A 15769-nucleotide genomic window follows, 5' to 3' on the forward strand; every position below is an offset into this window, starting at 1 on the left:
CTCACTTCTGATAGGCTGCATTCCAGGAAAGCGTCCAGCCTTCCAGGCGGCGTGCAATGACATCGGCAAGCTTGCCAAGCAGCGCATAGATCACAAGCGCCAGCACAACCACGTCCGTCATCATGAACTCGCGAGCGTTGTTGGCCATGTAGCCGAGACCGGAAGACGCTGCGATGGATTCAGATACGATCAGCGTCAGCCACATGATGCCGAGCGCATAGCGCAGGCCGACGAAGATGGAGGGAAGCGCGCCGGGGAAGATGACCTTGCGGAACAGAGACCAACGGCTCATGCCGTAGATCCGGCCCATCTCCAACAGATCCCGGTCCACGTTGCGCACGCCGTGATAGGTATTCAGGTAGATCGGGAACAGCACGCCCAGAGAGGTCAGAAAGAGCTTCGCTTCCTCGCCAATCCCGAACCACAGGATGACCAGCGGAATAAGCGCCAGATGGGGGATCGTGCGTATCATTTGCAGCGTCGTATCGGTCAACTGCTCGGAAAGCTTCGAGACACCATTGATGATGCCCAGAAGGAAACCAATCGTGCCACCGACCAGAAGACCCGCCAGCGCGCGTCCGGCGCTGACCAGGATATTGTGCCCGAGGTCGCCGCTCGCGGCTTCGCTCCAGAAGGCCTGCGTAACCGCAACCGGTGACGGCATGATCCGGTCGGATATGAACCCGGTCGAGGATCCCAGCTGCCATAGCGCAATCAGGGTCACAGGCACGACAAGCGGAAGAACATGTGCGCGGCCAAGTCTTGGGAAGGAAGGGATGCGTTTGTTCGTCTGCTTCAGCGTGCGGCTGAACGTGAGATCGGCAAGTGCCATGAGAGTCTCCTCAAACCGGGTTCAATTCAATGCAGCAGGCTTCAGGAAGCCGCCACTGCTCGCAGTGTCTGGTGCCCACCACCGGCGAAGACCGTGCGTTGGGAAAACTCGCTACCGAAGCCTGTGCGCTGCGGAAGCGTGGTAATTCCCAATTCCGGGAACAGAAGTTCGGCCACCCGGTACGCCTCTTCCAGATGCGGATAGCCGGAGCCAATCACCGTCTCGATGCCGATCTCCTGATATTCGCGCAGCCGTGCTGCCACGGTCTTCGGTGAGCCAACCAGCGCCGTGCCTGCACCGGAGCGCACAAGCCCGATTCCCGCCCAGAGGTTCGGGGAAACCTCAAGCTTGTCGCGTCGGCCACCATGGAGAGCCGCCATGCGCTGCTGTCCAACGGAATCCGACGCGGTCGCAAAATGCGCCTGTGCCTTGGCGATTGTTTCGTCGTCGAGCTTGGAAATCAGCCTGTCGGCCGCTTCCCAAGCCTCCTCGTCCGTCTCACGAACGATGAAGTGCAAGCGAATTCCGAATGAAACATCCCTGCCCTTGGCCGCGGCGGATTTGCGCACACGCGCCACCTTTTCCGCCACCTGCTCCGGCGGTTCGCCCCAGGTCAGATATTTGTCTGCACGCCCGGTGGAGAATTCTATCCCCGCATCGGAGGAGCCGCCGAAATACAGCGGTGGGCGCGGCTGCTGGATCGAGGGGAAGCCGAGACGGGCTTCCTTGGCCTTGATGTGCTTGCCATCCAGATCCGCTTTGCCAGTCGCCAGCAGATCCTCGAATACCTGGAAGAACTCTTCCGCATGGTCGTATCGCTCGTCATGCGGCAGGAAGATCCCATCACCTGCCAGTTCGGCGGGCGCACCACCCACAACGATATTCAGCAGAAGCCGACCTTCCGTGATGCGGTCCAGCGTCGATGCAAGGCGCGCATAGTAGGCTGGCGATGCCGTGCCTGGGCGAATAGCCACGAGAAACTTCAGGCGTTCCGTGAAAGGCGCCAGAGAGGCAGCCGTCACGAAGCTCTCTTCGCAGGAAACGCCGGTCGGCAACAGCACGCCGCTGTAACCGAGGCGATCCACGGCAACCGCGATCTCTCGCAGATAGCGATTGTCCGGCGCCCGGTTCAGATCACTGGCGCCAATATAGCTGCCATCTCCGCTCGTCGGAATGAACCACAGAAAATCGATGGGTTTTTGCGTATTGGACATGGTGTCGCTCCCTTTCGTGGGTTCAGCTTGCCTTCGGGCGCCAGACGATGTCCGTGATCGTCAGCTTCTTCGGAATGATCTTGAGATCGAAAAACTCGTCCGCGAGCGCTTGCTGGTAGGCAATCGCCTGATCCGAGATCGTGCCGACGTCGCCGAGACTGAAGCCTGTGCGCTGAAGCGTCTTGCGGGTGATGTCCTCCGGCACGCCGGTGATGGCAGAGAGCGCCGGAACCGTCTTGTCCAGATTGGCCTGCGCACGCTTGCCCACCTGCGCCAACTCATCGAAGATTTCGAGAATGAGCGCACCGTTTTCCTTTGCGAAATCGCCGTTGGCGAGGAAGTAGCTCCAGCTGTCGACAATGCCCTGCGCCGTCGTCAGCACGCGCGTCTGCGGATCAGCTTCAGCAACCGCCGTGTAGGGATCCCAGATCGACCAGGCATCGATACTGCCGTTCTTGAACGCCGCTGCAGCATCCGGTGGCGCAAGATCGACGAGCGTCACGTCCGTCAAAGAAAGCCCGCCCTTGCGCAAAACCTTCACCGAGACATTGTGTGCGCTGGAGCCGCGCTTGAATGCAAGCTTCTTGCCCTTCAGATCGGCAATCGTCTTGATCGGCGAATCCGCTTTGACCAAAATCGCCGAGCCTTCGGAACTGCCCTTGTACGTTCCGGCATAGACGAGGTTTCCACGCGCGGCCTGCGCAAACAACGGTGGAACATCGCCCGTCGGCCCGAAGTCCAGCGCTCCGGCTCCCAGCGCCTCCAGCAGCGGCGGGCCGGAGGAAAACTCGGACCAGGTGATTGTCACACCCTTGGCCGCGAGACGCTTCTCCAGAGCACCTTCTGCTTTGGCAAGGGCAAGAACACCGCCCTTCTGCCAACCAATTCTGATGGTCGTGGTCGCGGCACGTGTGACGCCAGTCAGCGTGAACGCGGAAGCGACGACAGTGCCACCGAATAGAGCCAGCGTCTGTCTGCGTGAAAAATCAGTCATGTCCCCATCTCCAGATTTACAACCGGCGTCCGAGCGCCCGGTGATTCAACGATGAGGTAAGGCTCCCATAGACGACCAATTGCATCGACATAAGAAAATCTCTTTTCGACGACGCAAACGATAACTTCTTTCAATTCTATGGACTATTATGATTATTCGCTTCCGGCGTGTTGGATTTCGCGTGCTTCCGTGGGATGAAAATCTGGTCTAATGAAAGCCAGCACTCAAAGAGGAATGGGTAATGGCAAAGGTAGCTTTCATCGGTCTCGGCGTTATGGGCTTTCCAATGGCGGGACACCTGAAGGAAAAGGGCGGACACGAGGTGTCTGTGTACAACCGCACAACCGCCAAGGCTGAAGCTTGGGTATCGAAATTCGGTGGTCGTTTGGGTAAGACACCGGCAGAAGCCGCCGAAGGTGCCGATTTCGTTTTCACCTGCGTCGGCAATGATGATGATCTTCGCTCGGTTACCATCGGACCGGACGGTGTTCTTGCCGCCATGAAGCCGGGTGCCATTCTGATCGACAACACCACCGCTTCTGCGGAGGTAGCGCGGGAATTGGCGCAGGCGGCTTCGGCCAAGGGCTGTGGCTTCATCGATGCCCCGGTGTCCGGCGGACAGGCTGGCGCGGAAAACGGCGTACTCACCGTCATGTGCGGTGGCGATCAGGCGACCTTCGACACAGCAAAACCGGTCATCGATGCCTATGCCCGCATGGTCGGCCTCATGGGTCCGGTCGGCGCGGGCCAGCTGGCCAAGATGATGAACCAGATCTGCATTGCCGGTCTCGTTCAAGGCCTGTCAGAGGCTGTTCACTTCGGCAAGAAGGCCGGCATGGACATTGAGAAGGTGGTCGAGGTCATTTCCAAGGGCGCCGCCGGCTCCTGGCAGATGGAAAACCGCCACAAGACGATGAACGCAGGAAAATACGACTTCGGCTTTGCCGTCGACTGGATGCGCAAGGATCTCGACATCGTCCTGACCGAGGCCAAGCGCAATGGCGCAACCCTGCCGGTGACAGCACTAGTAGACCAGTTCTACGCCGAGGTTCAGAAAATGGGCGGCAACCGTTGGGACACCTCATCCCTGCTGGCGCGGCTTGAGAAGTAAGAAAATCGCAGCCTCGGGCCCATCCAGTTCGAGGCTGCCTCCTATATCGGCAGCGGCCAGACGACAACAAAAGGCGCTAGTCCGAAGATGACGCCAAGCACCAATAGAAACGTATTTCGTCCCGATGTGTGATTGAACGCAGGTTCGGATTCTACCCTCAACTTCATCACCTGCAGGATATTGCGCACGATGCTGGTCTCATCCGCAGTCGGGTTTTCGAAGATCTCCGCCAGCTCTTCCTCCGCATTGGGAAAAGGGTCGCGAAGCAAGTGCGCCGAACTGGATGCAAGCTTTCGCAACGCACGGGTGGCCAGGAGGGCAGACGCGACCAGGCAACCAATGGCAAGAAGCGCAAATCCAATGCGCATCAGGCTGCCCGGATCGCTTCCCAACTCGGCACCCAGACGGATCGCCGCCGCATAAAGCGTTACCAGACCGGCGACAGCACTGAGCGACAGACCGAAGTTCAGCCGGTAATGGTTCATAACCAGATGACGTGAGCCTTCCAGATGCTCTAGGTGGATTTTCACGAGAAGTTCGACGGCCAGTTTCCTGGCCTCAAACCGTATGCGGCGCTCTTCGATCTGGGACGTTTCCATTAGGGTCAAAACTCACCACGATCAGAGGAGCGGCCTCTCCAACGGCCGACGATGGCATGCATCGCCGATCCCTTCATTATTCCTCGCCGGAACGCTGATTGTCGAGCATCATGTAATCGAGCGGCAATTCGGTTGTGTACTTGATCTGCTCCATCGCAAACACCGATGAAACATCGCGAATCTCGATCTTGGAGATCATCCGCTTGTAGAATGCATCATAGGAGGCGATATCCGGTACGACGACACGCAGGAGATAATCCACATCGCCGCTCATACGGTAAAACTCCACCACTTCCGGGAATTCCGAAATGACTTCCGAGAACCGCTTCAGCCATTCCATGGAGTGACTGTTGGTGCGGATCGAGACGAAAACGGTCACTTTGGTATTGACCTTGGCCGGATCGAGCAGCGCAACCCGGCGACGGATAACGCCATCCTCTTCCATCTTCTGGATGCGGCGCCAGCAAGGCGTGGTGGAAAGACCGACCTTCTTGGCAAGATCGGCCACGGCAAGAGTCGAGTCTTCCTGCAAAATGCGCAGAATCTTGCGGTCAAGACGGTCCATATTCGCTCCTTCAGAGATTATTTTTCTTCATAGCGTGAAATCTGGAGCATGTAACCGAAAATCGTTTCAGCGAATGAGACTGTCCACACTCTGTCGCAAAACGGGAAGCAACTCTGTTTCGAACCACGGATTACGCCTCAACCAGCCACTGTTACGCCAGCTCGGATGCGGCAATGGCAGGATGCGCACACCATGATTGACCATGAAACTTCGTCGCCAGTTGAACACCGTGTCCGTCATCCTTTCCTTGTCGACGCGCTTCAGGTGCCAGCCTTGCGCATACCCGCCGATTGCGAGAACAAGTTCGATCTGCGGCATCGCATCGATCACGGCCCGACGCCACAGGGGCGCACATTCCCGGCGCGGCGGCAGGTCGTGCCCTTTGGCATTATAGCCGGGAAAGCAGAAACCCATTGGAGCAATCGCAAACTTCGCCGCATCGTAAAACTCATCACGGGTGACAGCCAGCCACGCACGCAGCCTGTCGCCGGATGCGTCGTTGAACGGTATGCCGCTTTCATGAACGCGAAGCCCCGGCGCCTGCCCCGCAATCAATATCTTCGCCGTGGAGGACAGAACGGCCACGGGCCGAGGGTCATGCGGCAGCCGGTCCTCAATGCCTTTGGCAGGAACATCCCGGCAGATCCGGCAGGCGGCAATGGCCTGCCGCAAGAGTCCGATACGCTGCTCGTCACCCGTCAAAGCCATCGTAGAGATAGAAGTCCTTTCAATTTACCCAGAATATCGGAGAAATCCTTGCCCTGATCTTCAAGTTTCCGCTCTCTCCGCCATTGCGATGGACGCTGGAAGCGTCCGGCCCAGATGCCGCGCTTTTCGTTTTCGGCCTTCAGCTGTTCACGCTGATAGGCCAGCCAGCCCGCTGAAAGCGCAAAGCCTGTACGAACCATCTGGACGTTCAGATTCGTATTCTGCCTATAACATACTACGAGTGCGCGGTCGTAACGGTCCACCTCCGTACCACGACACTCGATATCACTGTCCTTGACGAGATCCACCAGTTGATCCCGCGCAGCCTTTCCGCAAGGCCAAGGCTGGTCATCCACGGTGCGGCACGCTTGGTCCAACTCTGGCGCGTCGATCCCCGCAAGCCGCAACCGAGACCCTGCCTGTGCAAGCGTATCGCCATCAATGACATGAAAGGGGCCACGGAAAACCTTCTGCTCGCCCCCGCCCCGTAGCAAGGATGCAATGACGATGAGTCCCAGAATGAAACAGGCCGTCAGGATCCAGTCCTGCGCCTTTCGGTAACGCCGATGCCTTCTATATGCACTCATTCAAATTCGATCTTAATTACAAACGGAAGCCTGCCAAAGATGGCAAACGAAACCTTTCCGTCAGGATCTTCTTAAGATTTAGACCCTACCATTCCCAAAACGCGTATTCGATTGAAAAATGGCCATGAGTAGCGGCGTCAGCACATCCACCGACAAGATCATCGTGGACAAATCGCGGCACCACCGTAACAAGGCGGTGTCGAAGGCGGTTCGCGCCACGCGTGAACGTTTGCAGTCCAGCGCCAATGGCAGCCATGCCTTCGATCACGATGCGCTTGCTTTGCATGTCAACAACATGCTGCAAAGTGCGCTCATACTGCCCTTCTTCATCATCCTCGTCGCTGCGGTCGGCACCTACATCACCGGCGAGTCCACCCTGTTGCCATGGGCGCTGTTTACTCTTGCGGTTCATTCACTGAACCTTCTGCTGGCACGCCGCGCTTCGAAAACTGAACTGACCGCGCTCAATACCCAACGCTGGCAGCGCATGTTCATCTTCGGCCAGTTTCTGATGGGCGCTTGCTGGGCAACCTTTGCCTTCAGCGAATGCGCTGTTTGTGGTGGCGATGGCTATTACTTTTACAAGGGCGCGGTACTGCTGATAGCGATTTCTATCACAGCCATGAGCAATGTCCTGTTGCGCATGGCGGTTATCGTTGCCTTCCTGTTGCCGATGATCAGCCTCGGCCTCATCGCCCTCGGTAGCCGTAGTGTCTTCGATGTCGGTCTTCTTGGTCTGTGCGCCACGGCCGTTCTGTTTTTTCACTACATCTCGAACCGCTTCTATCGCTCGAACCTGACACTGATGTCCTATCAGTCGGAAAAAGACGATCTGATTGCCGAACTCGAGGTTGCCAAGTCTGTGTCGGATGAGGCCCGCCGTCGCGCGGAAGAGGCCAACCTGGCCAAGTCGCGTTTCCTCGCCTCCATGTCGCACGAATTGCGCACCCCCCTGAACGCCATCCTCGGCTTTTCGGAGGTCATGAGTTCGGAAGTGCTGGGACCGATGGGAAATGCCACCTACCGCGACTATGCCGGTGACATTCATCGCTCTGGCCAGCATCTGCTCAACCTCATCAACGAAATTCTCGATCTGTCGCGCATCGAGGCGGGCCGCTATGAACTGAACGAGGAAGCGCTTTCACTGCTGGAAATCGCCGAGGATTGCATTGGCATGGTGCAATTGCGCGCGCGCGCCAAGAACATCAGCATTCACCAACAGTTCGAGCCAAACCTGCCGCAGGTCTGGGCCGATGAGAAATCAATGCGGCAGGTCCTGCTCAACCTGCTGTCAAACGCGGTGAAATTTACCAGCCAGGGCGGTGAGGTCACGGTCAAGGTCGGCTGGACCGCCGGTGGCGGTCAATATGTCGCCATCAAGGACAACGGGCCGGGCATCGCGGAAGATGAGATTCCGGTCGTGCTTTCCGCGTTTGGTCAGGGCTCCATCGCGATCAAGAGCGCGGAGCAAGGCACCGGCCTCGGGCTTCCCATCGTGCAGGCCATCCTGGCAAAGCACGACGGTCAGTTCATCCTGCGCTCGAAATTGCGTGAGGGCACCGAAGTCATCGCAATTTTGCCCGCCACTCGTGTTCTGCAAAGCTTGCCCGCCGTGGCAGCCACGCGCGCGGTGGAACCGCGGCGCAAAAGCTTTGCGTGAAACTCTCTTCCCACGGTAAGCCAAGCGGCGCATAATGGCGCCATGACAACGCTACTCGACATCGCCGTTGAGGCCGCCCGCCAGCGTCCGCCCGAAAAGCAGGATGACATTGCACGTCTGGTTTTGCAGATGGCAAGCGAGGACCAATCCGTCTATCGCCTCAGCGAGGAAGAGTTGGCTGAGGCCCACGCTGGCCTACAAGAGGCCGAGCAGGACGAACTCGTGGACGAAGCCCAGGCACGACAGTTGCTGAATAAATTCAAGCGATGAAAATTCGCCTTACCAAGCGTTCTGCTCAGCAAATCGAAACCATACTTGAATTCATCCGCGTCAGTTCTCCGACAGGCGCATCGAATGTCGCAGCCCGGCTTGATGCGGTACTGACCCTGCTCAAAGAACAACCAGGCGCCGGCAGACAAACGGATATTCCAACCGTTCGTCGGCTGGTTGTGACGCCTTAACCATATGTGTTGTTCTACCGCCTCACCGAGAATGAAGTCGTCATTCTCCGCGTTCCCCATACCAGCCGCCGAAAAGCGGCTGGCTGAAACTGCAAAATTCAATGGTGATGCGGCGTCGGTGTTCCCGCCGTGCTGACGCCTGCCTGTGCAAACGTCGCCATGCCGGAATGGCAAGCGGCAGCTGCCTTCACAATGCCTGCGGCCAGCGCCGCGCCCGTGCCTTCGCCAAGCCGCATGCCCAGCGCCAGAAGCGGCGTCTTGCCAAGTCGCTCGATGGCGCGCAGGTGGCCGGGCTCGCCGGACACATGGCCGATGAGGCAGTGGTCCAGCGCGGTCGGGTTCGCTGCCTTCAGAATAGAGGCCGCAGCTGTCGCCACATAACCGTCGATGAGAACCGGGATCTTCTCCACGCGCGCTGCGAGAATGGCGCCCGCCATGGCCGCCACTTCACGTCCACCCAATCGGCGCAAGATTTCCAGCGGATCGGACAAGTGATCGCGGTGGAAAGCAACAGCCTGCTTGACTGCAGCGATCTTGCGGGCCAGCACGTCACCTTCTGAACCTGTTCCGGGACCGACCCAGTCTTCCGCCTCACCGCCGTAAAGCGCCAGGTTGATTGCAGCCGCGATGGTCGTGTTACCAATGCCCATTTCGCCGATACACAGAAGATCGGTGCCACCGGCAATCGCCTCCATCCCGAATGCCATGGTCGCAGCACAGTCTCGTTCGGAAAGAGCCGCTTCGCAGCTAATATCTCCGGTTGGATAGTCCAGCGCTAGATCAAAGATCTTCAGGCCCAGATCGTTGGCCGCACAGATCTGATTGATGGCCGCGCCACCGGCGGCGAAATTCTCCACCATCTGCTGCGTGACTGACGGCGGATAGGGCGTAATACCATGACGGGCCACACCGTGATTGCCGGCGAAGATCGCGACAAGCGGACGTGTCACGGCAGGTGCGCGACCCGTCCAGGCAGCCAGCCAGAAGGCGATTTCTTCCAGGCGTCCCAGCGAACCCTTGGGCTTGGTCAGTTGCGCATCCCGTTCGCGTGCAGCCACCAGAGCACGGGTATCCGGGCCGGGAAGCTCGCGCAACAGCGTGCGAAAATCATCGAATGGCAAGCCGCTCATGCTCATCGGATCAATCTTCCTTGTCGTTAAGTCCAGATCGCCCTTTGAGTTAGGCGATGGAATCTGATTTGCTGCGTCCTCCTTAATGAGAGCAGCCCGGAGGAACAACTGCAAAACGTGCCTGAATTCATAACCGATCTGGCGCGCTCGGTCGCATTCCTGTCGCGGCTGCCGGTTCCCGCGCGCTTTTTCGAGGGGCACGATGGCTCCGTGGCCCGCGCCTGTCGCGCCTTCCCGGCTGCAGGCGCGCTGATCGCCCTGCCCTCTGCCCTGCTCGTCTGGCTCATCGGAGGCAATCCAGCAGCGTTTTTACTTGCTCCATTTCTGGCGCTTGCGCTTGGTGCCCTTCTTACCGGCGGCCTGCACGAAGACGGCCTTGCCGATAGTGCCGATGGGCTGTTCGGTGGCCACGACAAGGAGCACGCGCTCACCATCATGAAGGACAGCCGCATCGGCAGCTTCGGCGTCATAGCCCTCATCGCAAGCTTCGGTATTCGTGCGGCGGCGCTTTCGGCCCTTCTCTCCACCCATGGCGGAACACTCACCGCCTTAGCGTTGATATCGGCCGCCGCAATTTCGCGTGCGCTCATGGTCTGGCACTGGGCCCATCTTCCCCCTGCGCGCGTCAACGGCACAGCGGTTGCCATGGGCCAGCCACAATCCTCCGCCGTGCGCGTCGCGGTTCTCTCCGCTCTCGGGTTCTCGCTTTTGCTCATTGTCGCGGGCGCCTCCGCAGGGTCGGTCATCGCCATGTTCGCAGGTGCGACCGTCGCCGCTTTCCTGTTCATCCGCTATGTGCAAGGGAAGATCGGCGGCCACACCGGAGACACTATCGGCGCCACCCAGCAGATCACGGAAATGGCATGTCTCGCCACTCTTGTGGTCAGTCTCTAGAGAGCCAATATTATGGCCATGATAACGCCGTGCATTCTTGTGTGTGCTCTTGATCCGCAATCCGGCATCTGCATCGGCTGCGGGCGCACGGGCCATGAGATCGGAAGCTGGACCAGTATGACGGAAGCGCAAAGGATCGCGCTGATGGAACTCCTCCCTGCCCGCCTGAAAACGCTTGGCTCCGTCGATCCTCCGCAACAGGAGGACGCCCGGCCATGCTGATGATTGTGCTCGCCATTCTCGGTGCCGGTCTTGCACTGTTGATCTTCAACAATGATGCGGGCCAGACCTTCGGCTTCGCCAATGATGATTTCGCCCATCTCGTTCAATTGTCGGCAATTGTTATCCTTCTGTCGGCAGGTGTTCTGGCAGGGCGAAGAGGCAAGGCATCCGAGGTGCTTCGTAACATTGTTATCTGGATGTTTGTTGCGCTCGTTCTTGTCGCTGGCTATGTCTACCGCGATGATCTCCGCAGCGTTGGCGCGCGCGTAACAGCAGGGCTCATCCCAGGCAGCCCGATGGTAATGACGACGAGTGAAGGCGGTTCGGAAGTCGTGCTCTACCGCGCCCGCAACGGTCATTTCCAGGCGCAGGTCAGTGTCGATGGCAAGACGATACCCATGCTTGTCGATACAGGCGCAAGCTCCATCGTTCTGTCCTGGCGCGACGCTCAGTCAATCGGGCTTGATCCGTCGAAGCTCGACTTCACAACGCCCGTCATGACCGCAAATGGCCGGGCGATGGCCGCCCCTGTCCGTCTCGACAATGTTGGCATAGGGCCCATTGCACGGCAGAACCTGCGGGCGTTGGTGGCAGAACAGGGGCGTCTGGAGCAAAGCCTTCTGGGCATGAGTTTTCTCTCCACCCTTGGCTCCCTCCAGATGCAGACAGATCAGCTTCGCCTGCGCGATTGAATCTCGTTGGCCGTGAGTTATTTCCGCAGCCGGTAACCCGTACGGAAGATCCAGAACAGTAGGCTGAGGCAGATCGTCAGGAACACCGCAATCATCACGAGGCTGATGACGGGGTTCACATCCGCTATCCCGTAGAAGCTCCAGCGGAAACCCGAGACCAGATAAAGCACCGGATTGAAATGGCTGACCGTCTGCCAGAACGGCGGCAGCATATCTATCGAGTAGAAGCTGCCACCGAGGAAGGTCAGCGGCGGCACCACCAGCATGGGCACGAGGTTCAACTGTTCGAAATTGTCAGCCCAAATGCCGATGATGAAGCCAGCCATGGAGAAAGTTATCGCCGTCAGCACCATGAAGACCAGCATCATGACCGGATGCTGGATTGACAGATCGACGAAGAACGAGGCTGTGGCAAGGATGATGAGACCAATTATTATACCCTTGCTGGCCGCAGCTCCGACGTAGCCGATCACCACCTCCGTCATGGAAACGGGCGCGGACAGGATTTCGTAGATCGTGCCGGTAAACTTCGGAAAATAGATGCCGATCGCGCCATTGCTGATGCATTGGCCAAGGAGCGTCAGCATGATCAGTCCCGGCGTAATAAAGGCGCCGTAAGACACACCATTGACTTCCTGGATGCGGGTGCCAATCGCCGTTCCGAACACGATGAAGTAAAGTGAGGTGGTGATCACCGGCGAAATCACGCTTTGCAGCAGGGTTCGCTTCATGCGGGCCATCTCGAAAAGGTAGATGGATTTGATCGCTTCCCAGTTCATGCGCGATCTCCCACCAGCGAAACGAAGATATCTTCCAGCGAGCTCTGGTGCGTTGAAATATCGCTGATCGTCAGGCCTTCGCTTTCCATGGCGGCCAACACCGCGCCAATGCGTGCCTCGCCAGCGCCATTTCCATACTCGTGAGTAAGAGCCCAACCATCCTCGGAAAGAGTGAGTTGCAAAGCCTCAAGCGAGGGCGGCAAGGCGGAAAGCGGTGACTTCAGTTCAAGCCGGAGCTGTTTGCGTCCAAGCTTCTGCATCAGCGCGCGCTTTTCCTCCACCAGCAAAAGCTCGCCGCCACTGATGACGCCGATCCGATCCGCCATCTCTTCAGCCTCCTCAATGTAATGGGTGGTCAGGATCACGGTCACGCCGCCCTCACGCAGGCGGTCGATCGCCGCCCACATGCCGCGCCGCAGCTCCACATCCACGCCAGCCGTGGGCTCATCCAGAAACAGAATGCGCGGCTCATGCGCCAGCGCCTTGGCAATAAGCACACGACGCTTCATACCGCCGGAAAGCTCGCGCAGCTTGTTGTCGCGCTTGTCCCAGAGCGAGAGATCCTTGAGGATCTGCTCGATAAGTTTCGGGTTGGCCTTTTCGCCATGCAGACCGCGCGAAAAGCTGACTGTATTCCACACGGTCTCGAACTGATCCGTCGTCAATTCCTGCGGCACGAGGCCGATCAGTTTGCGTGTCTGGCGAAAGTCGCGAACCACATCATGGCCACCCACCATCACGGTTCCGCCCGTGGGCATGGAAATTCCGCAAATGATGGAAATCATCGTCGTCTTGCCCGCACCGTTCGGACCCAGCAGGGCAAGAATTTCGCCCTCCTCGATATCGAGGTTGACGCCCTTAAGCGCCGAAAATCCGTTGGCATAGGTCTTCTGAAGATTTCGAATGGAAACAATCGCGGGCATCGCGGACCTTCGCGTAAATCATGGCGGGTAGATATCGTGGCAGGCGGAATCTGTAACGATCCCGTGGCCTATATAGGCTGCCAGCTCCGAAAAAGGAGGTCAAAAATCCAGAGATCAGGAGGAAGGTCGCAGGACCAGATGGGCAATCATCTCGCCATCCTCATCCAGTCCCGTCTCTACAAAGCCGGCACTGAGATAAAGCTGGCGCGCGGCACGGTTCTCCGGTTCGTAACAGATAGAAATCTTGGAGACATGCGGTTCGCGACGGATCTCGGCGATTACTGCGGACAGAGCAGCCCGTCCAAAACCCTTGCCCTGCTGCCGTTCATCGATAATGAAGCGATAGAGCTGGGCGACATCATCTGCACTGGTCGCGTCATACATCAAAAAGCCGACAGGCTCACCATCATGTAGAACGGCGCGCGGCCGCGCGTCTTCATCGGTCTCGGCCTCTTCAAGGGAATCGACAACGCTCGCAACCATCCGCACCTGATCTTGTCGCAGACGCAGCTCGAGAAGTTTCGGCACGAGGTCCGCCGTTACCGGAGAAAGCTGGATAGTGGCTGGCTCAGTCGGCACGGGGGGCGTGCTCCTCTCTCCGCGTTAATTCGGTTTGCGGCGTGGCTGGAATGTATGTTCCTCAGCCGGAAAGCTACCGTCTCGTACGTCGCGTGCATAGTCTGCGGCAGCTTGCGACACCAGAGCGCCGAGTTCGGCATAGCGTTTCACGAAGCGCGGCTTGAACGCATCGAACAGACCCAGCATGTCATCGCAGACCAGCACCTGGCCATCGCATGCGGCGGAGGCACCGATCCCGATTGTTGGGATAGCCAGCGACTGTGAAATCGCTCTGGCGACCGGCTCGACAGTTCCTTCGATCACAACGGCAAATGCACCCGCCTCTGCAACCGCAGCAGCGTCGGAGGCAATCTTCGCCGCCTCTTCATCGCTATGGCCGAGCGCACGGAACCCACCGGATGTGTTGACCATCTGCGGCATCAGCCCCACATGTGCCAGCACTGGCACACCCCGTGTCGAGAGGAAATGGATCGTATCGGCCATCTCCGCGCCGCCCTCAAGCTTTATCCCGTCGCAGCCGGTTTCCTGCAGAATGCGGACAGCGTTGCGATAGGCCTGCTCCTTCGATTCTTGATAACTTCCAAAGGGCATATCGACGATGACGCATGCCTGCCTTGCGCCACGAACAACAGCCTGCCCGTGCGCAATCATCATGTCGAGTGTCACGGCAACGGTCGTGTCCATTCCGTAGAGCACCATACCCAGAGAATCTCCGACCAGCAACAGATCGCAATGCGGGTCAAGCATGCGTGCCATCGGCGTGGTATAGGCGGTCAGCGACACAATCTTCTGCTGACCTTTCATGGCCCGAATGGCTGTAATCGTCTTGCGTCGAACCTTTGTCGGTGCGCTCATCGGTGGGAATCCTGTCCATGAGAAACGGGATGAATGACCCGGTTGTCCAACAGCCGCGTTGTACCGAAGCGAACGAACAGAGCAACGACCACCGCCTCATCGCTAAGATTGGCGACACGCTGGAGTGTGCTTGCGTGGCGCACGGCCACCACATCCGGTTCCGCCAACGGTTCGCGCTTCAGGAATGCCGTCAACTCCGCCTCCAGTGCGACCGGATCGTTCAGACCCTCACACACCAACCGCTCGGCAAGATCCAGCGCGCGCGGCACAATCACCGCAGCCTTCCGTTCATCGTCGCTGAGATAAACATTACGCGACGAGCAGGCCAGACCGTCAGCCTCGCGAACGGTGGCGACCGCAACCACCCGAACAGGCTGGGCCAGATCCTCGACCATGCGCCGAATGATCTGCACCTGCTGATAATCCTTCTCCCCGAAATAGGCGGCATCCGGCTGAACGAGATTGAACAGCTTCGTCACGACGGTCGCCACGCCTGCGAAATGACCTGGGCGAACCTCACCCTCCAGCTGACTGCCAATGGTCGGCACATCCACCACGGTCAACATCGGCTTCGGGTACATCTCGCTGACGTCCGGAGCGAAAAGCACCTCGACGCCAGCCTCTTCAAGCATCGCGCTATCGCGTGCCAGATCGCGCGGATACTTGTCCAGATCCTCGTTCTTGCCGAATTGCAGCGGGTTCACGAAAATGGAAACGACGGTGACATCGTTCTCAGCCTGCGAGCGTTGCACAAGCGCCATGTGACCTACATGCAGATACCCCATGGTCGGAACAAAGCCGATGCTTCTGCCGTCGGCACGCAGGGATCGGACAGCCGCCCGCAATTCCTCACGAGTCTTGATGATCTGCAAACTCCACTCCCGTCCTCACCCGTTGGCGGCCGGAACATGGCCGTCCGCCTTTGTTGCAGCGCATTTATCGCAGGTGCAGCCGGAGTGAAAGA

Annotated in this window: 19 protein-coding genes; 6 read left to right on the forward strand and 13 right to left on the reverse strand. The window is 58.5% G+C overall.

Annotation, left to right across the window (positions count from 1 at the left end):
• Position 1: 1 nt before the first annotated feature.
• From E8M78_RS21870 to E8M78_RS21880, 3 genes are read right to left on the reverse strand one after another with little or no spacing between them, the layout of a single operon-like run.
• Positions 2 to 832 (reverse strand): ABC transporter permease subunit, encoded by an 831-nt coding sequence (locus E8M78_RS21870; RefSeq protein ID WP_137137053.1) that lies wholly within the window; start codon positions 830 to 832, stop codon positions 2 to 4.
• A 41-nt stretch (positions 833 to 873) separates the two neighbouring features.
• On the reverse strand, positions 874 to 2046 hold the full coding sequence (gene ssuD, locus E8M78_RS21875; protein WP_137137054.1) for an FMNH2-dependent alkanesulfonate monooxygenase: 1173 nt from the start codon (positions 2044 to 2046) through the stop codon (positions 874 to 876).
• Positions 2047 to 2068: 22 nt separating this feature from the next.
• Positions 2069 to 3040: an aliphatic sulfonate ABC transporter substrate-binding protein gene (locus E8M78_RS21880; RefSeq protein WP_137137055.1), complete on the reverse strand. Its 972-nt coding sequence runs from the start codon at positions 3038 to 3040 to the stop codon at positions 2069 to 2071.
• Between the two features lie 241 nt (positions 3041 to 3281).
• Between E8M78_RS21880 and E8M78_RS21885 the strand changes: the two genes are divergently transcribed.
• Positions 3282 to 4151: an NAD(P)-dependent oxidoreductase gene (locus E8M78_RS21885; RefSeq protein ID WP_062554262.1), complete on the forward strand. Its 870-nt coding sequence runs from the start codon at positions 3282 to 3284 to the stop codon at positions 4149 to 4151.
• Between the two features lie 41 nt (positions 4152 to 4192).
• Here E8M78_RS21885 and E8M78_RS21890 read toward each other — a convergent pair whose 3' ends face one another.
• The 4 genes from E8M78_RS21890 to E8M78_RS21905 form a co-directional block, all read right to left on the reverse strand.
• Positions 4193 to 4750 carry a hypothetical protein gene (locus tag E8M78_RS21890; protein WP_137137056.1) on the reverse strand — a complete coding sequence of 186 codons (558 nt, stop codon included), beginning with the start codon at positions 4748 to 4750 and terminating at the stop codon, positions 4193 to 4195.
• 76 nt (positions 4751 to 4826) lie between these two features.
• The gene (locus E8M78_RS21895) at positions 4827 to 5315 is read right to left on the reverse strand and encodes an Lrp/AsnC family transcriptional regulator (RefSeq protein WP_137137057.1); all 489 of its coding nucleotides are present in this window, start codon (positions 5313 to 5315) and stop codon (positions 4827 to 4829) included.
• A gap of 66 nt (positions 5316 to 5381) precedes the next feature.
• The gene (locus tag E8M78_RS21900) at positions 5382 to 6023 is read right to left on the reverse strand and encodes a uracil-DNA glycosylase family protein (protein WP_137137058.1); all 642 of its coding nucleotides are present in this window, start codon (positions 6021 to 6023) and stop codon (positions 5382 to 5384) included.
• On the reverse strand, positions 6014 to 6610 hold the full coding sequence (locus tag E8M78_RS21905; RefSeq protein WP_137137059.1) for a thermonuclease family protein: 597 nt from the start codon (positions 6608 to 6610) through the stop codon (positions 6014 to 6016). Before E8M78_RS21905 ends, E8M78_RS21900 begins: the two co-directional genes overlap by 10 nt.
• 124 nt (positions 6611 to 6734) lie before the next feature.
• Between E8M78_RS21905 and E8M78_RS21910 the strand changes: the two genes are divergently transcribed.
• Both E8M78_RS21910 and E8M78_RS21915 read left to right on the forward strand, forming a co-directional pair.
• Positions 6735 to 8270, forward strand: a complete 1536-nt coding sequence (locus tag E8M78_RS21910) for a HAMP domain-containing sensor histidine kinase (protein WP_137137239.1) — start codon at positions 6735 to 6737, stop codon at positions 8268 to 8270.
• Between the two features lie 42 nt (positions 8271 to 8312).
• Positions 8313 to 8540 carry a hypothetical protein gene (locus E8M78_RS21915; protein ID WP_137137060.1) on the forward strand — a complete coding sequence of 76 codons (228 nt, stop codon included), beginning with the start codon at positions 8313 to 8315 and terminating at the stop codon, positions 8538 to 8540.
• A gap of 289 nt (positions 8541 to 8829) precedes the next feature.
• Here the strand turns inward: E8M78_RS21915 and cobT are convergent, their stop codons facing one another.
• Positions 8830 to 9867 carry a nicotinate-nucleotide--dimethylbenzimidazole phosphoribosyltransferase gene (gene cobT, locus E8M78_RS21925; protein WP_137137062.1) on the reverse strand — a complete coding sequence of 346 codons (1038 nt, stop codon included), beginning with the start codon at positions 9865 to 9867 and terminating at the stop codon, positions 8830 to 8832.
• Positions 9868 to 9969: 102 nt separating this feature from the next.
• Between cobT and cobS the strand changes: the two genes are divergently transcribed.
• The 3 genes from cobS to E8M78_RS21940 are packed head-to-tail and all read left to right on the forward strand — an operon-like array spanning position 9970 to position 11669.
• Entirely contained in the window at positions 9970 to 10755 is a 786-nt protein-coding gene (gene cobS, locus E8M78_RS21930; RefSeq protein WP_137137063.1) for an adenosylcobinamide-GDP ribazoletransferase, read from the forward strand.
• 12 nt (positions 10756 to 10767) lie between these two features.
• On the forward strand, positions 10768 to 10977 hold the full coding sequence (locus E8M78_RS21935; protein WP_246658435.1) for a DUF1289 domain-containing protein: 210 nt from the start codon (positions 10768 to 10770) through the stop codon (positions 10975 to 10977).
• Entirely contained in the window at positions 10971 to 11669 is a 699-nt protein-coding gene (locus E8M78_RS21940) for a TIGR02281 family clan AA aspartic protease (RefSeq protein WP_137137064.1), read from the forward strand. The genes E8M78_RS21935 and E8M78_RS21940 overlap by 7 nt, the downstream gene beginning before the upstream one ends.
• A gap of 17 nt (positions 11670 to 11686) precedes the next feature.
• Here E8M78_RS21940 and E8M78_RS21945 read toward each other — a convergent pair whose 3' ends face one another.
• From E8M78_RS21945 to panC, 5 genes are all read right to left on the reverse strand, one after another.
• Entirely contained in the window at positions 11687 to 12448 is a 762-nt protein-coding gene (locus tag E8M78_RS21945; protein WP_062554251.1) for an ABC transporter permease, read from the reverse strand.
• A complete protein-coding gene (locus E8M78_RS21950) occupies positions 12445 to 13371 on the reverse strand; it encodes an ABC transporter ATP-binding protein (protein WP_137137065.1) in 927 nt (308 codons plus the stop codon). Before E8M78_RS21950 ends, E8M78_RS21945 begins: the two co-directional genes overlap by 4 nt.
• A gap of 114 nt (positions 13372 to 13485) precedes the next feature.
• Positions 13486 to 13950, reverse strand: a complete 465-nt coding sequence (locus E8M78_RS21955; RefSeq protein ID WP_246658436.1) for a GNAT family N-acetyltransferase — start codon at positions 13948 to 13950, stop codon at positions 13486 to 13488.
• A gap of 24 nt (positions 13951 to 13974) precedes the next feature.
• The gene (gene panB / locus E8M78_RS21960) at positions 13975 to 14805 is read right to left on the reverse strand and encodes a 3-methyl-2-oxobutanoate hydroxymethyltransferase (RefSeq protein WP_137137066.1); all 831 of its coding nucleotides are present in this window, start codon (positions 14803 to 14805) and stop codon (positions 13975 to 13977) included.
• The gene (gene panC, locus E8M78_RS21965) at positions 14802 to 15677 is read right to left on the reverse strand and encodes a pantoate--beta-alanine ligase (protein WP_137137067.1); all 876 of its coding nucleotides are present in this window, start codon (positions 15675 to 15677) and stop codon (positions 14802 to 14804) included. The genes panB and panC overlap by 4 nt, the downstream gene beginning before the upstream one ends.
• Positions 15678 to 15769: the final 92 nt, after the last annotated feature.

The sequence above is a fragment of the Rhizobium sp. FKY42 genome (genome assembly GCF_005222835.1).
In the GTDB taxonomy this organism is placed as follows: Bacteria; Pseudomonadota; Alphaproteobacteria; order Rhizobiales; family Rhizobiaceae; genus Neorhizobium.

Coding starts and splice junctions, on each gene's coding strand:
- E8M78_RS21905 (WP_137137059.1), bottom strand. CDS start 6,610: ATGAGTGCATATAGAAGGCATCGGCGTTACCGAAAGGCGCAGGACTGG.
- E8M78_RS21870 (WP_137137053.1), bottom strand. CDS start 832: ATGGCACTTGCCGATCTCACGTTCAGCCGCACGCTGAAGCAGACGAAC.
- cobT (WP_137137062.1), bottom strand. CDS start 9,867: ATGAGCATGAGCGGCTTGCCATTCGATGATTTTCGCACGCTGTTGCGC.
- E8M78_RS21885 (WP_062554262.1), top strand. CDS start 3,282: ATGGCAAAGGTAGCTTTCATCGGTCTCGGCGTTATGGGCTTTCCAATG.
- E8M78_RS21950 (WP_137137065.1), bottom strand. CDS start 13,371: ATGCCCGCGATTGTTTCCATTCGAAATCTTCAGAAGACCTATGCCAAC.
- panB (WP_137137066.1), bottom strand. CDS start 14,805: ATGAGCGCACCGACAAAGGTTCGACGCAAGACGATTACAGCCATTCGG.
- E8M78_RS21890 (WP_137137056.1), bottom strand. CDS start 4,750: ATGGAAACGTCCCAGATCGAAGAGCGCCGCATACGGTTTGAGGCCAGG.
- E8M78_RS21945 (WP_062554251.1), bottom strand. CDS start 12,448: ATGAACTGGGAAGCGATCAAATCCATCTACCTTTTCGAGATGGCCCGC.
- E8M78_RS21940 (WP_137137064.1), top strand. CDS start 10,971: ATGCTGATGATTGTGCTCGCCATTCTCGGTGCCGGTCTTGCACTGTTG.
- E8M78_RS21935 (WP_246658435.1), top strand. CDS start 10,768: ATGGCCATGATAACGCCGTGCATTCTTGTGTGTGCTCTTGATCCGCAA.
- ssuD (WP_137137054.1), bottom strand. CDS start 2,046: ATGTCCAATACGCAAAAACCCATCGATTTTCTGTGGTTCATTCCGACG.
- E8M78_RS21895 (WP_137137057.1), bottom strand. CDS start 5,315: ATGGACCGTCTTGACCGCAAGATTCTGCGCATTTTGCAGGAAGACTCG.
- E8M78_RS21880 (WP_137137055.1), bottom strand. CDS start 3,040: ATGACTGATTTTTCACGCAGACAGACGCTGGCTCTATTCGGTGGCACT.
- E8M78_RS21900 (WP_137137058.1), bottom strand. CDS start 6,023: ATGGCTTTGACGGGTGACGAGCAGCGTATCGGACTCTTGCGGCAGGCC.
- E8M78_RS21910 (WP_137137239.1), top strand. CDS start 6,735: ATGAGTAGCGGCGTCAGCACATCCACCGACAAGATCATCGTGGACAAA.
- E8M78_RS21915 (WP_137137060.1), top strand. CDS start 8,313: ATGACAACGCTACTCGACATCGCCGTTGAGGCCGCCCGCCAGCGTCCG.